This window comes from Streptomyces sp. NPDC054841 (assembly GCF_053611045.1).
Map to the genome: position 1 here is coordinate 1 of NZ_JBSGZO010000227.1, position 13,707 is coordinate 13,707.

13 protein-coding genes and 2 pseudogenes are annotated in these 13,707 nt (G+C 71.5%); 6 read left to right on the top strand and 9 right to left on the bottom strand.

The window, feature by feature from the left end; translation table 11 throughout:
• Positions 1-126 precede the first annotated feature (126 nt).
• Both ACWGI8_RS26290 and ACWGI8_RS26295 read right to left on the bottom strand, forming a co-directional pair.
• Positions 127-639, bottom strand: coding sequence for a DinB family protein (locus ACWGI8_RS26290; RefSeq protein WP_453664510.1), 513 nt, complete (start codon positions 637-639; stop codon positions 127-129).
• Positions 640-682: 43 nt separating this feature from the next.
• Positions 683-805 (bottom strand): annotated as a pseudogene (locus ACWGI8_RS26295) (TetR/AcrR family transcriptional regulator); the annotation flags it as partial.
• 103 nt (positions 806-908) lie between these two features.
• Here ACWGI8_RS26295 and ACWGI8_RS26300 point away from each other — a divergent pair.
• Positions 909-998: pseudogene (locus ACWGI8_RS26300) on the top strand (FAD-dependent monooxygenase); the annotation flags it as partial.
• 255 nt (positions 999-1,253) lie between these two features.
• The gene (locus tag ACWGI8_RS26305) at positions 1,254-2,159 is read left to right on the top strand and encodes a Gfo/Idh/MocA family protein (RefSeq protein ID WP_453664529.1); all 906 of its coding nucleotides are present in this window, start codon (positions 1,254-1,256) and stop codon (positions 2,157-2,159) included.
• Here the strand turns inward: ACWGI8_RS26305 and lnt are convergent.
• The 6 genes from lnt to ACWGI8_RS26335 form a co-directional block, all read right to left on the bottom strand.
• Positions 2,083-3,690: an apolipoprotein N-acyltransferase gene (gene lnt, locus ACWGI8_RS26310; RefSeq protein WP_453664512.1), complete on the bottom strand. Its 1,608-nt coding sequence runs from the start codon at positions 3,688-3,690 to the stop codon at positions 2,083-2,085. The two genes, ACWGI8_RS26305 and lnt, sit on opposite strands and share 77 nt — an antisense overlap.
• Positions 3,691-3,764: 74 nt before the next feature.
• Positions 3,765-4,226 carry a nuclear transport factor 2 family protein gene (locus ACWGI8_RS26315; RefSeq protein ID WP_453664514.1) on the bottom strand — a complete coding sequence of 154 codons (462 nt, stop codon included), beginning with the start codon at positions 4,224-4,226 and terminating at the stop codon, positions 3,765-3,767.
• 97 nt (positions 4,227-4,323) lie between these two features.
• The gene (locus ACWGI8_RS26320; RefSeq protein ID WP_453664515.1) at positions 4,324-6,336 is read right to left on the bottom strand and encodes an APC family permease; all 2,013 of its coding nucleotides are present in this window, start codon (positions 6,334-6,336) and stop codon (positions 4,324-4,326) included.
• 108 nt (positions 6,337-6,444) lie between these two features.
• Positions 6,445-7,320, bottom strand: a complete 876-nt coding sequence (locus ACWGI8_RS26325) for an undecaprenyl-diphosphate phosphatase (RefSeq protein WP_453664517.1) — start codon at positions 7,318-7,320, stop codon at positions 6,445-6,447.
• Between the two features lie 226 nt (positions 7,321-7,546).
• On the bottom strand, positions 7,547-8,596 hold the full coding sequence (locus tag ACWGI8_RS26330; RefSeq protein WP_453664518.1) for a helix-turn-helix domain-containing protein: 1,050 nt from the start codon (positions 8,594-8,596) through the stop codon (positions 7,547-7,549).
• Between the two features lie 334 nt (positions 8,597-8,930).
• The gene (locus ACWGI8_RS26335) at positions 8,931-9,386 is read right to left on the bottom strand and encodes a winged helix-turn-helix transcriptional regulator (RefSeq protein WP_453664520.1); all 456 of its coding nucleotides are present in this window, start codon (positions 9,384-9,386) and stop codon (positions 8,931-8,933) included.
• Positions 9,387-9,504: 118 nt separating this feature from the next.
• Here ACWGI8_RS26335 and ACWGI8_RS26340 point away from each other — a divergent pair, with 118 nt between their 5' ends.
• On the top strand, positions 9,505-10,674 hold the full coding sequence (locus ACWGI8_RS26340) for a thiolase family protein (RefSeq protein WP_453664521.1): 1,170 nt from the start codon (positions 9,505-9,507) through the stop codon (positions 10,672-10,674).
• Between the two features lie 145 nt (positions 10,675-10,819).
• On the opposite strand, the gene ACWGI8_RS26345 is transcribed toward ACWGI8_RS26340, so the two are convergent.
• Entirely contained in the window at positions 10,820-11,527 is a 708-nt protein-coding gene (locus tag ACWGI8_RS26345) for a TVP38/TMEM64 family protein (RefSeq protein WP_453664523.1), read from the bottom strand.
• 49 nt (positions 11,528-11,576) lie between these two features.
• On the opposite strand from ACWGI8_RS26345, the gene ACWGI8_RS26350 reads away from it, so the two are divergent.
• The 3 genes from ACWGI8_RS26350 to tuf all read left to right on the top strand — a co-directional run.
• Positions 11,577-12,278, top strand: coding sequence for a DNA alkylation repair protein (locus ACWGI8_RS26350; protein WP_453664524.1), 702 nt, complete (start codon positions 11,577-11,579; stop codon positions 12,276-12,278).
• Between the two features lie 62 nt (positions 12,279-12,340).
• On the top strand, positions 12,341-12,502 hold the full coding sequence (locus ACWGI8_RS26355) for a hypothetical protein (RefSeq protein ID WP_453664526.1): 162 nt from the start codon (positions 12,341-12,343) through the stop codon (positions 12,500-12,502).
• Positions 12,503-12,612: 110 nt separating this feature from the next.
• A partial coding sequence (gene tuf, locus ACWGI8_RS26360) for an elongation factor Tu (protein ID WP_453664527.1) occupies positions 12,613-13,707 on the top strand: 1,095 nt, incomplete at its 3' end.

Below are 13,707 nucleotides of genomic sequence, written 5' to 3' on the forward strand. Positions count from 1 at the left end.
AGGGGACGCATCGCAAGGCGGAGGATCGCCGTCGTACTGGGCGTACTTGGGCGACTCCGACAACGCAGCGAGGTGCCGTAGCTGTCGTCGCGGGCGACAAGATCGCCCGGACAGGGCCTAGGCGCGTCAGACCCCCGCCGTACCGTCGATCCGCTCCCGGAGCAGATCGGCGTGCCCGTTGTGACGGGCGTACTCCTCGATCATATGGACATAGATCCAGCGCAGATTGAACGTCAGTCCGCCGTGGTGCGTGCCGGTCGCGAGGTCGTCCAGGGAATGTGCGGCGGCCAGCTCCCGGGCGTGCGCGATCTCCTCGCTCCAGGCCGTGTGTGCGGCCTCCCAGGTGTCCCCGTCGGTCGGATGGAACTCACCGTCCGGGTCCTCCTCGCTGTAATACAGCGGTGGTGCGTCCTCCGCGGCCAGGATGCGGCGGAACCAGTACCGTTCGACGTCCGCCATGTGCCGTACGAGGCCGAGCAGGGACAGCTGCGAGGGCGGCACGCTCGTTTCGCGGAGCTGCTTGTCGTCGAGCCCCGCGCACTTCAGCGCCAGCGTCTCGCGATGGAAGTCCAGCCAGCCTTCCAGCATGCCGCGCTCGCCGGCGGTCGTTGGTGCTGTGGTCCGCTCAGATGTGGTCATGGTGTGCATCCTCGACGACGCACATCCATCCCCGCCAGGGAATTCAGCGCCCGAGCATCCCGTGCAGCAGCTCGCCGAACCCCTTGCGCAGCTCTGCCCTGCTGGGTACCTGCGCGTGGTACGACCCGGCGGCGCAGGAGAACATGAGTCCCTCGCACCACGCCACCGAGCCCGACGCGGTACTGCGACACGACGTGCACCACATGGCCGTGCCGCTGCCCGCCTACCACCACGGCCGGGTCGCTCTCCTCGGCGACGCCGCGCACGCCATGCAGCCCACCCTCGGCCAGGGCGGCAACCAGGCCATCGAGGACGCGATCGTGCTCGCCCACCACGCCGGCCGGGGACCGGACGTCGGCCGGCGCCTCGCCTCGTACACCCGCGAACGGCTGCCCCGGACCATGGGGATCGTGCGGCAGGCCACGAGGACCGGCCGGCTGGCCATGCAGAGCGGCGCACCGGCCGTCGCCGTGCGCGACGCACTCATCGCCGCCGTCTCCCGCTTCGGACCCGGCCTCGTCCTGCGCGGCTTCGACGGCATCGCCAGCCGCCCCAGCACACGTATGCTGCCGGAACAGCGAAGGCACAGAGGACGACGCGATAGGGAGGCCCTCGTGAAGGTCGGCTGCATCGGGCTCGGGGACATCGCGCAGAAGGCCTATCTGCCGGTGCTCAGCACTCGTCCGGGCGTCGAACTGCATCTGCACACGCGCACGGCGGCCACCCTGGACCGGGTCGCCGCAGCCCACCACATCCCCGGGGAGCGCTGCCACACCGCCCTGGACTCCCTCCTCGCCCAGGGCCTCGACGCCGCCTTCGTCCACGCCCCGACCACCGTGCACCCCGAGATCGTCTCCCGGCTGCTGGAGGCCGGTGTGGCGACGTACGTCGACAAGCCGCTCGCCTATGAACTCACCGAGTCCGAGCGCCTGGTGGAGCTGTCCGAGCGGACCGGGACCAGCCTCGCCGTCGGCTTCAACCGCCGCTTCGCCCCCGGCTACGCCCAGTGCCTGGAGCACCCGCGCGAGCTGATCCTCATGCGGAAGAACCGGGTCGGCCTCCCCGAGGACCCCCGCACCCTCGTCCTCGACGACTTCATCCATGTCGTCGACACCCTCCGCTTCCTGCTCCCCGGGCCGGTCGAGCACACCGACGTACGCGCCAGGATCCGCGACGGGCTCATGCACCACGTGGTGCTCCAGCTCTCCGGCGACGGATTCACCGCGATCGGAATGATGAACCGGCTGAACGGCTCCACCGAGGAGATCCTCGAAGTGGCCGGGCAGGACACCAAGCGCGAGGTGGTCAACCTCGCGGAGATCATCGACCACAAGGGCCAGCCGACCCTGCGGCGGCGAGGCGACTGGGTGCCGGTGGCGCGGCAGCGTGGCATCGAACAGGCCGTCATGGCCTTCCTCGACGCCGTCCGCGCCGACAAGTTCCTCAGCGCCCAGGACGCACTGCTGACCCATCAACTGTGCGAGCGGGTGGTGCGGGAGGCGCTGGAGCAGGCCTCCTGAGGGCCCGCAGGCCCTCCGCCGCGCACAGCGCCGCGAGCACCGCCAGCGCGCCGTACACGGCCCAGTCGCCGAGCCGGACGTACGGCGTCGTACCCCGGGCGAGCGGGATCTCGTACACGGCGGTGGTGCTCGCGTCCGTACCGAGTCTGGCGCCCACCTGTTCACCCTCGGGACCGTGGACCGCGCTCACGCCCGTGAGCGTGGCGTGCACCATCGGCCGGCCCGTCTCGGCGGCCCGCAGTGCCGCCAGCGAGGCATGCTGCCCGGGCGCCCAACTGCCCTGGAACGTCGAGGTCGCGGACTGGGCGATCAGCAGCTGGGCGCCGCTGCGGACCAGCCGCCTGCTCATGTCGGGGAACGCCGACTCGAAGCAGACCAGCGGCCCCACCCGCAGCCCACCGTCCGCCCCGTCGCCGGGCAGCGTCATCACGACCTGGCGGCTGCCGCGCATCCGGTCCTCACCCGCCGCCTCGCCCACGGATGTCGCCCAGCCGAGCAGCGCACGCGCAGGTACGTACTCACCGAAGGGGACCAGCCGCATCTTGTCGTAGCGGTCCCCGGTCGGACCCTCCGGGCCGACCAGCACACTGCTCTTGAATATCCCCGGGCGGTCCGAGCGCCGGGCGTCCACATTGACCAGCACGGGGGCACCCACCGTCCGCGACAGCGCGGCGATCCGCGCCGCGAGATCGCGCCGTGCCGCCAGGTCCGCGCCGACGCTGCTCTCGCCCCACACCACGAGATCCAGCCGTTGCCCCGCCAGCTCCCCGGTCAGCTGCTCGCCGCGCGCGAAGCGCCGCTCCGCCCCGCCGACCCCGTTGATGACGCCCGGCTGGACGACGGCGACCCGTACCACCTGGCCCGGCCGTTCGGGGCGCGGCGACCACACCCACACCGCCCCGGCGGCCACGGCGCACGCGCAGACTCCCGCGACCGCGGGGACGCGTGCGGTGGGGAGCGCCAGCAGCACGGTCACGGCCGTGTTCACGGTGACCACCAGCAGGCTCACCAGCCAGACCCCGCCCACCGAGGCGAGCCGCAGCGCGGGCGGGACCTGCCACTGGCTCGCCCCGAGCAGTCCCCACGGGCCGCCCAACCCCTCCCAGGATCTGACGAGTTCCACCATCAGCCAGCCGGACGGCACGACGACCAGCGCCGCGGCCGCCCGCGCCGCCGACGGTGAGCGGCCCAGCATCGAGCGGACCAGCCACCCCCACGGCGCCCAGAGCAGCCCGAGCAGGGCCGCCAGCACAACGAGGAACACGTGCAGATTCGGCACCAGCCAGTGGTGCACGGCGAGCATGAAACCGATACCGCCGAGCCAGCCGTCGAGAGCGGCGCGACGGCCCGTCGGCGCGGTCCGGATCAGCAGCAGCCACGGTACGAGCGCGCCATACGCGAACCACCACAGCGCGGGTGCCGGGAACGCGAGCGCGGGCAGCGCGCCCGCCACGAGCGCGGCCGCTCCGCGCCACCACGGCGACGACAACAGCTTCGTCAGCTGCTCCCGCCGGCCGACCGGAATCCGCATGCCGCGCCTCCCCGAGAGCAGTGTCTTCCTCCAGTGTGATGGAGCGGCGCGGCCCGGGACAGGCCACGTGTCGATCAGTCGGCGGCCGGCACGGGGAATGCGGTGTGCCGCCACTTCTCCCGTACGGTCACCGAACGCAGCCGCCAACCGCCGTCCGCGCGCGTCAGGCCGAACGCGTACCGCCCGCCGGAGACGAAGTCGTCCCCCGACTCCAGCCGCATCGGATTCACGTAGTCGGCCTGCACCTCGGCCCTGTCGCCGGGGTAGCCGCCCAGGTCCTGGAGGCGCACCTGCCGGTTGACGATGAGGTGCTGCCGTACGGGGAACAGCCGCATCGTCTCCGCCAGCCAGTCGGCGACCGCCGCCGCCGGGCCCTCGATGCCGCCCGCGCTGCGGTAGTCGGCGCGGCCGTCCGGGGTGAACAGGGCCCGGTAGCCGGGCCAGTCCGCGTCGTCCACGGCCACCGCGTATCCGGTGATCACCTCGTCGATGGCCAGCCGGTCCATCACCGTCGCGAGATCCACGCGCTGCGTCATCGGCCAAGTGTCGGTCAGTGGACGCGTCACGCCAAGGGCCCACGCAGGGCCGGGGACATACCGTGGGCCGGCGACGGGGGTCAGGGGTCGTGCGGAGTCAGCGCCTGGAGCGGGCGACCGGCTCGCCGCGGCGGACCGAGCCGGGGGCGCGCGCCGCGGGGTGGTCCGCGTGAGCGGAGGAGCTCAGCTGCCAGGGGACGCTGGTCACCATGACTCCCGGTGTGAAGAGCAGCCGGCTCTTCAGCCACAGTGCCGACTGGTTGTGCAGCAGGTTCTCCCACCAGCGGCCGACCACGTACTCCGGGATGAAGACGGCGACCACGTCCCGCGGGCTCTCACGTCTGATGGAGCGGACGTACACCAGAACGGAGGCGGTGATCTCCCGGTACGGGGAGTCGAGGACCTTGAGCGGCACCTCGATTCCGTACTCCTCCCACTGCCGCTGCAGCTCCGCCGCCGCGTCGCGGTCGACGGCGACGGTGAGGGCCTCCAGCCGGTCCGGACGCATCGCACGCGCGTAGGCGAGGGCCCGCAGCGTGGGCTTGTGCACGGTGGAGACCAGGACGATCCCCAGGACCCGTGAGGGCGGCGCCAGTTCGCTGCGCGGGTCGGTGACCGCCAGTTCGGCCGTGGTGGCGTCGTAGTGACGGCGGATGCCCCGCATCATCACCCACAGCACGACGGCGGCGAGCACCGCCAGCCAGGCGCCCTGGGTGAACTTGGTGAGCAGCACGACGACGAGGACCAGACAGGTGGTGACCGCGCCGGTCGCGTTCATGATCCGGGAGATGGCGTGGCGTCGGCGCAGGGCGGGGTTTCGCTCCGTGCGCAGCTCGCGGTTCCAGTGCCGGACCATGCCGGTCTGGCAGAGCGTGAACGAGGTGAACACGCCGAGGATGTACAGATGGATCAGGCTGGTGACGTTCGCCTTGTAGGCCCACAGCAGCAGTCCGGCCACGATCGCGAGCGCCAGGATGCCGTTGGAGAAGGCGAGGCGGTCACCGCGGTTGTGCAGCTGGCGCGGGAGGTAGCGGTGCTGGGCGAGGACGGAGGCGAGCAGCGGGAAGCCGTTGAACGCGGTGTTCGCGGCGAGGATCAGGACGAGCGCGGTGGCGGCCTGGACGTAGTAGAAGCCGAAGCTGTTCTCTCCGCCGAAGACCGAGGCGGCCAGTTGCGCGATGACGGTGCGCTGCGTGTAGTTCTCGCAGTCGGCGAGCCCCGTCAGGTTGCAGGAGTCCGTGGCGATGTGCACCTTCGCGACGATGGCGAGCATCGTGACACCGACGAACATGGTGATGGCGATGATGCCCATCCAGGCCATGGTGGTGGCCGCGTTCCGCGACTTGGGCTTGCGGAAGGCCGGCACGCCGTTGGAGATCGCCTCGACGCCGGTCAGCGCCGTACAGCCGCTGGAGAACGCGCGCAGGACCAGCATCACCAGGGCCAGACCGACCAGGTTCGCATCCGCGGGGACCGGTTCGATGCCGTACTCGGCGGTCGCGGCGACCGGTGCGTCGCCGAGCAGATAGCGGATGAGCCCCGTCCCGCACATGATCAGCATGCCGCCGACGAACAGATAGGTCGGCGCGGCGAAGGCCCGGCCGGACTCGCGTACCCCGCGGAGGTTCATCGCGGTCAGCAGGGCGACGAAGACGAGTGCCATCAGCACCCGGTGCTCGGCCAGCTGCGGAATCGCCGAGATGATGTTGTCGACGCCGGAGGCCACCGACACCGCCACGGTCATCACGTAGTCGACCAGCAGCGCAGCGGCGACCACGAGTCCGGCGGACGGGCCCAGATTGCTGGTGGCGACCTCGTAGGAACCGCCGCCGCTCGGATACGCGTGCACCACCTGGCGGTACGAGAGCACGACGACGGTCATCAGTGCCACGACCGCGGCCGCGATCCACGGGGTGAAGTGCAGATAGGCGAGCCCGCCGAGGGTGAGCACCAGCAGGATCTCCTGCGTCGCGTACGCCACCGACGAGAGCGGGTCGGAGGCGAAGATCGGCAGGGCGAACCGCTTGGGCAGCAGTGTCCCGCCCAGCTCCTCGCTGCGCAGCGCGCGGCCGATGACCAGCCGTTTCAGGACCGCCGTCAGGTTGGGCACGGCGCGAGCGTACGTGCCACGTCCCGCACCGCCCCGTCTCGCCGCGCCGGTCACCGGCGCACGGCCCCACGGGCGAAGGACCGCCGTGTGGGCCTCTTCAGGCGCGGATCAGCCCGCCGACTCGCCGGCGTGCGGGCTCAGGACGTCCGTGCCGACCAGGATGAACAGGAGGATGCCGAGCAGGATCCGGTAGATGACGAAGGGCATGAAGCTCTTGGTCGTGATGAACTTCATGAACCACGCGATGACCGCGTAGCCGACACCGAACGCGATGATCGTCGCGAAGATGGTCGGGCCCCACGACACATGCCCGCCGTCACCCGCGTCCTTCAGCTCGAAGAGCCCGGAGGCGAGCACGGCCGGAATGGCCAGCAGGAACGAGTAGCGGGCCGCCGCCTCGCGGGTGTAGCCCATCAGCAGACCACCGCTGATCGTGGCGCCCGAGCGCGAGACACCCGGGATCAGGGCCATCGCCTGGCAGACGCCGTAGATCAGACCGTCCTTGACGGTGAGCTCCTCCAGGGACTTCCGTTGCTTGATGGCGCGGTGCTTGCCGCCGGTCTCGTCGCGGGCAGCGAGGCGGTCGGCGATACCGAGGACGATGCCCATCACGATGAGCGTGGTCGCGATCAGCCGGAGATCACGGAACGGACCCTCGATCTGGTCCTTGAGCGTGACACCGAGCACGCCGATCGGGATCGAGCCGACGATCACCAGCCAGCCCATCTGCGCGTCGTGGTTCCTGCGCATCGACTTGTCCGTGAGCGAACGGAACCAGGCCGAGACGATCCGCGCGATGTCCTTGCGGAAGTAGATCAGCACGGCCGTCTCGGTGCCGATCTGGGTGATCGCGGTGAAGGCCGCACCCGGGTCGTGCCAGCCGGCGAACGACGCCGTGAGGCGCAGATGCGCGCTGGACGAGATGGGCAGGAACTCCGTCAGCCCCTGGACGAGCCCGAGGATGAATGATTCGAACCACGACATGAAAGCTAAGCCATCCAAGTGCTGGTCAGGTCTGAATGTGCGATGCGGGCCGCGATCATGCGTCCGTCCGTGGCAGCGTAGCGGCACCGGGTTCACGGCCCACGGGCGGGCTGGCACCCGGCGAACCCCGCAAGATCATCGCAGTGTGCGGTCGGTCGCCTCTTCGGCGGGTCCGCCGGGTCCGGGCCGGTCCCGTCCGGAGCCTGACCGGCTCGGACCGGGCCGGTCAGGCTTCGGGCCCGGGCGGCGGAGGGCTGCCGATCAGGCCCTGGTGGGCCGCCTGGAGCCCGGCCTGGAAGCGGGTGCGAGCGCCCAGAAGGTCCATGATCCTGCGCATCCGGCGCTCGACGGTGCGCTGCGCGACGCCGAGGCGGCGTGCGATGGCGTGGTCGGTCAGGCCGGACGCGGACAGGGCGAGGAGCTGCTCGTCGTCGGCGGACAGAGCCCGGTCCTCGGCCGGCCGGCTGCGGGCGGGCCACAGCGGCACCGCCCGGTGCCACAGCATCTCGAAGAAGACCACCAGGGCGTCGAGCAGCGCGGAGGCCTGCAGCACCATCACCTCGCGCTCGGTCGGCAGGACGAACGGCACGAGCGCGAGCCGCCGGTCGGCGATCACGAGCTTGAGCGGGACCTCGTCCAGGACCCTGCTGTCCTCGCCGAGCAGCGCCAACTCCCGGCAGAGGCCCAGTTGTCCGGGCGAATCGAGGGAGCGTTGGTCGTAGATGGTGCGATAGCGCACGCCGCGGCGCATGAGCCGGCGCTGTACGGAGGTCTGCTCCTCGGCGGGCCGGGCGACATAGGGCGGCCGGTCGAGTATGAGCACCTCGTCCCGGGTGGACTGCTGGGTCTGGAAGAAGCGCTGCGCGATCGCGTCCCGTCCGCTGAGGACCTGGACGGCCGGGCCGCCCTCGCCGCGGCGCACCGTACGGAACTCCTCGGTGAGCGAGGCCGCCGCGAGCCGGGCGCGCTCGATCTCCTCCTGCCGCTGCAGGGCCAGCACTTCGGTCACGACGTCCGGGGGCGCGGGGGCGAAGCGGACGGGGCGGCTGGGCACGCGCGTCAGCATGCCCCGCTTCTCCAGTGAGCGCGTCCGGCGCCGGACGCGCGCGGCGTCCCAGCCGGTGGCCGCGGCGAGCTCGGCGACGGTCGCGTCGGGGCGGGCGAGCAGCACCCGGTAGAGGCGCTCGTCGTCCGCGGGCACTCCCAGCGCGGCCAGCCGGTGTTCTGAGCGGCCTCCTGATGGCTCCGCCGCGTCGGGTTGCCGCCCGGTGCCCATGCTCCGCCTTTCCCGCAACTGCCCGTCGGGATATCGGCATCGACCGTAGGGCGACCGTCGCGACAGGTCCAGAACTCCGGCGGTCCAGCCTGCCTGACGGCGCTGTACGGATGCCTCGCCGTTCCGCAGCTTCCACAGCTTCCACAGGTTCCGCACGTACCGCACGTTCCTTACGTTCCGCACGTACCGCACGTTCCTTACGTTCCGCACGTACCGCACGTTCCTTACGTTCCGCACGTGCGGCATCCTCCCGCACTGCGGACGCCCCGAGGCGTGTCCCGCAAAGCCCCTGCCGTGGGGCACGCGATCCCCGCCGGGTTCCACGACGGGGATCTCAGTCGTCCGCCGGGCCCGTCACCGTCCAGCCCGGCGCGTGCACATGCGTGGTCAGGGTGTCCGGGGCCGCCTCCCCGCCGCAGGACGCACAGACGACGACCGGGGTGAGCCTTTCGCCGCACGCGTGCTCCAGCACCGTCGGCGGCCGCTCCGACAGATGCCGGTCACCCCAGGCCATCAGCGTCAGCAGGACGGGCTGCAGATCCCGTCCGGCGTCCGTCGGGTGGTACTCGAAGCGCTGCGGGCGGTCGCTGTAAGGGACCTTTTCCAGTACCCCGGCCTCGACGAGCCGGCGCAGCCGGGCGGTGAGGATGTCGCGCGGTGCGCCGGTGTTGCGGGCGATCCGGTCGAAGCGGCGGACGCCGAGGAAGACCTCGCGCAGGACGAGCAGGGCGTACTTCTCGCCGACGAGGGAGAGCGCGTCGGCGATGGAGCAGGGGCGGGCGGCCTTCATGGGGCCAGCTTAGAAGGCAGTGGGTTGGAAATCCCAACTCGATGAGCTACTGTCGAGTAGCCAGAGAGTCCAGTTTTCAAACTCACCAGCTGATGCAGTGAGCGAGGAGGCGCGCTCCATGCGTGACGCCGTCATCGTCGAAGCAGTCCGAACACCGATCGGGAAGGGCAAGCCGAACGGCGCCCTGGCCCACGTCCACCCTGTGGAGCTGCTCTCCCACACCCTCCGCGCCCTCGTCGAGCGCAGCGGAATCGATCCCGCACTGGTCGACGACGTCGTGGGCGGCACCGTCGACCAGGTCGGTGAGCAGGCCATGAACACCACGCGCTACGCCTGGCTGGGCGCAGGCTTCCCCGAGTCCGTGCCTGCCACCACCGTCGACCGGCAGTGCGGCTCCTCGCAGCAGGCCGTGCACTTCGCCGCGCAGGGCGTCATGGCGGGCGCGTACGACGCCGTCATCGCCTGCGGAGTCGAGTCCATGAGCCGCGTGCCGATGTGGTCCAACGTGCCTCCGGGCGCCGACCCCTTCGGGCCGGGGGTCGCCGAGCGCTACCCGGAGGGGCTCGTCCCGCAGGGGATCAGCGCCGAGCTCATCGCGGCGAAGTGGTCCATCGGGCGCGAGGCGATGGACGCGTTCGCGGTGACCTCGCATCAGCGGGCCGCCAGGGCCTGGGCGGACGGGCTGTTCGACGCCGAGGTGGCACCGATCGGCGGTCTGGAGCGTGACGAGAGCGTACGGCCGGGGACGACCGCTGAGGTCCTGGCGGGGCTGCGCCCCTCGTTCGAGGACCCCGTCTTCGCCGAGCGCTTCCCGCAGATCGAGTGGTCGGTCACGGCCGGAAACAGCAGCCCGGTCAACGACGGGGCGTCGGCCGTCCTGATCACCTCCGGCGAGACCGCCGAGCGGCTCGGCCTGCGCCCGCTGGCCCGGCTGCACAGTTTCGCCGTCACCGGATCCGACCCGCTGCTCATGCTGACGGGAGTGCTGCCGGCCACCGAGAAGGTGCTCAAGCGGGCGGGCCTCGGCCTCGACGACATCGACCTCTTCGAGGTCAACGAGGCCTTCGCGAGCGTGGTCCTCGCCTGGCTGCAGGAGACGGGAGCCGACCCGGCGAAGGTCAATGTCCACGGTGGCGCCCTCGCCATCGGCCACCCCCTCGGCGCGAGCGGCACCCGTCTGATGACCACGCTGGTCCACTCGATGCGGGCACGCGGCGCGCGCTACGCCCTCCAGACGATGTGTGAGGCAGGCGGTCTCGCGAACGCCACGGTCCTCGAGGCGCTGTAGCCGGCCGGGTCCCGGTTCCCGCCGGGTCCCGGTCCCCAGTGTGCCGCCCACGTCCAGTGGACCGAAGCGTCCGTCCTCGAACTGCCCCTACGCCCTGCGGCGTGGGGGACCCCGGACGGGCCGGGATGGTGAGCCGGTACGCCGGTCAGCCGGCGCGGGTCAGACGGTGGCGCTTGCGCCAGGCCACCACCGCGCCGGCCAGGGCCGACAGAACGATGAAGCCCATCGAGAAGAGGAAGACGGGCGACGTCGGGGAAGCCGCGCTGCTGCCGGCCACGACGTAGGCGGCGGTGTTCGGGATCGAGCCGATCCCCGTCGCCAGCAGGAAGGGCAGATAGCCCATCCGGGACACCGCGGCGCAGTAGTTCGCGGCGGCGAAGGGGATGCCGGGAAAGAGCCGCAGAGCCAGCATGGAGCGGAAGCCGTGGCGGCTCAGCTGGCCGTCGGCGGCCGTCAGCCAGCGGCCGCGCACCAGCGGCCGGAGCGCGTCCTGGCCGAGGACGCGGCCCAGGGTGAAGGAGATGCCGGCGCCGAGCACCGTGCCGGCGACGGCGGCCGCCAGGCCCGCCTGGGAGCCGAAGAGCGCGCCCGCCGCCAGATTCAGCAGGGGCCTGGGCACGAAAGCCGCGGTGCACAGGCCGTACGCAAGCCCGAAGAGCACGACCGCGGCGCCCCCGCTCAGCTGCGGCGGCCAGCCCGTCGCGAGCAGCCGCTGGGGCTCGTACAGCACGACCGCGGACGCCGCCGACGCCAGCAGCAGCACGAGCAGCGCCAGCCGCGACCGGGGCGACAGAAGGGCCCGGCTGCGGCGGAGCGCGAGGCCGTCGGGCGGCCCGGGGACGGGGTCGAGCATCAGGGGAGACTAACCGACGGCCGTCCGTGATCGCCGTAATGTGTGGCGCATGACGCCCCCGGCAACGCCTCGCAGCGTACTCGCCGACACCGTGCTGGAACGGCTCACGGCCGTGTACCCCACGGCGGCCGACCCCGTCCGGGCACGCGAGGCCGCCGCGTACATGAAGGACATCGCACCGTTCCTCGGCATCCGCACCCCGGACCGCCGCGCCCTGTCCCGTGCCGTGCTCGACGGCGCCCCGCGCCCCGACGAGGCCGACTGCACGGCCATCGCCCTGCGCTGCTGGGAGCTGCCGGAGCGCGAGTACCACTACTTCGCGGTCGACTACCTGCGCCGGTACGTGACGCGCTGCTCGTCCGGCTTCCTCCCGGTCGTGCGACACCTGATCACCACCGTCTCCTGGTGGGACACCGTCGACGCGCTCGCCTCGCACGTCGTCGGCGGACTGGTCGCGGCCGGTCCCGAGCTCGTCCCCGTCATGGACGAGTGGATCGAGGACGAGGACCTCTGGATCGCGCGCACCGCCCTGCTCCACCAGCTCCGCCACAAGGACGCGACCGACGCGGAGCGCCTCTTCCGCTACTGCCTGCGTCAGTCGGGCCACCCGGACTTCTTCATCCGCAAGGCGATCGGCTGGAGCCTGCGCGAGTACGCCAAGACCGACCCCGACGCGGTCCGCGGCTTCGTCTCCTCCGCCCGTGACCGGCTGGCGCCGCTCTCCGTACGCGAAGCGCTCAAGAACCTGTGACCCCGTAGCCCCGCCCGGAAAACCATTCGACGCCCACCCACGCCGTCGGAGATCCTTCAGGCATGTTCCGGTACGCCTTCCCCGCAGCGCCGTCCGCAGTCGCGGACGCGCCGAAGGCTGCCGGTTTCCACCTGGCCGCGGCAGTCGACGCGGTCGTCGCAGCAGCCACGGCCGCTGCAGTCGACGCAGCCGCCGCCGCGCCCTTCGACGGCGTCCGAAGCTGACCCTCCCCGGATCGACCGGCGGACCCCGCAGGGGGAGGGTCGGTCCGGCCCAGGGGTCCCCCTCCACAGGGAGTTCACGCTTCGAGTTCCGGGAAGGAACCGCAACAGCCATGCCCAAGACGGCATACGTGCGCACCAAGCCGCACCTCAACATCGGCACCATGGGCCACGTCGACCACGGCAAGACCACCCTGACCGCAGCCATCACCAAGGTCCTCAGCGAGCGCGGCACCGGCACGTTCGTGCCCTTCGACCGGATCGACCGGGCCCCGGAGGAGGCCGCGCGCGGCATCACCATCAACATCGCGCACGTCGAGTACGAGACCGGCACGCGGCACTACGCGCACGTCGACATGCCGGGTCATGCCGACTACGTCAAGAACATGGTCACGGGAGCGGCACAGCTCGACGGGGCGATCCTCGTCGTCTCCGCGCTCGACGGGATCATGCCGCAGACCGCCGAGCACGTCCTGCTGGCCCGTCAGGTCGGCGTCGACCACATCGTCGTCGCGCTCAACAAGGCCGACGCGGGCGACCCCGAGCTGACCGACCTCGTCGAGCTGGAGGTCCGCGAGCTGCTCACGGCACACGGGTACGGCGGAGACGCCGTCCCCGTCGTACGGGTCTCCGGTCTCAAGGCCCTGGAAGGCGACCCACGCTGGACCGCGGCCATCGAGGCACTGCTCGACGCCGTCGACACCTACGTGCCGATGCCGGTCCGCTACACGGACGCGCCGTTCCTGCTCCCGGTGGAGAACGTCCTCACCATCACCGGGCGCGGCACGGTCGTCACGGGCGCCGTCGAGCGCGGCACGGTGCGCGTCGGCGACCAGGTGGAGGTGCTCGGTGCGGACGTCACGACCGTCGTCACCGGCCTGGAGACCTTCGGCAAGCCGATGGAGTCGGCCGAGGCCGGCGACAACGTGGCGCTGCTGCTGCGCGGTGTGCCGCGTGACGCGGTGCGCCGCGGCCATGTGGTCGCCGCGCCCGGCAGCGTCACGCCGAGCCGCCGCTTCACCGCGCAGGTGTACGTCCTGTCCGGCCGTGAGGGCGGCCGTACGACCCCGATCGGCACCGGCTACCGGCCCCAGTTCTACATCCGCACGGCGGATGTCGTCGGGGACGTCGACCTCGGTGAGCCGGCGGTCGCGCGCCCCGGCGACACGGTCACCATGACCGTCGAGCTCGGCCGCGACGTGCCGCTG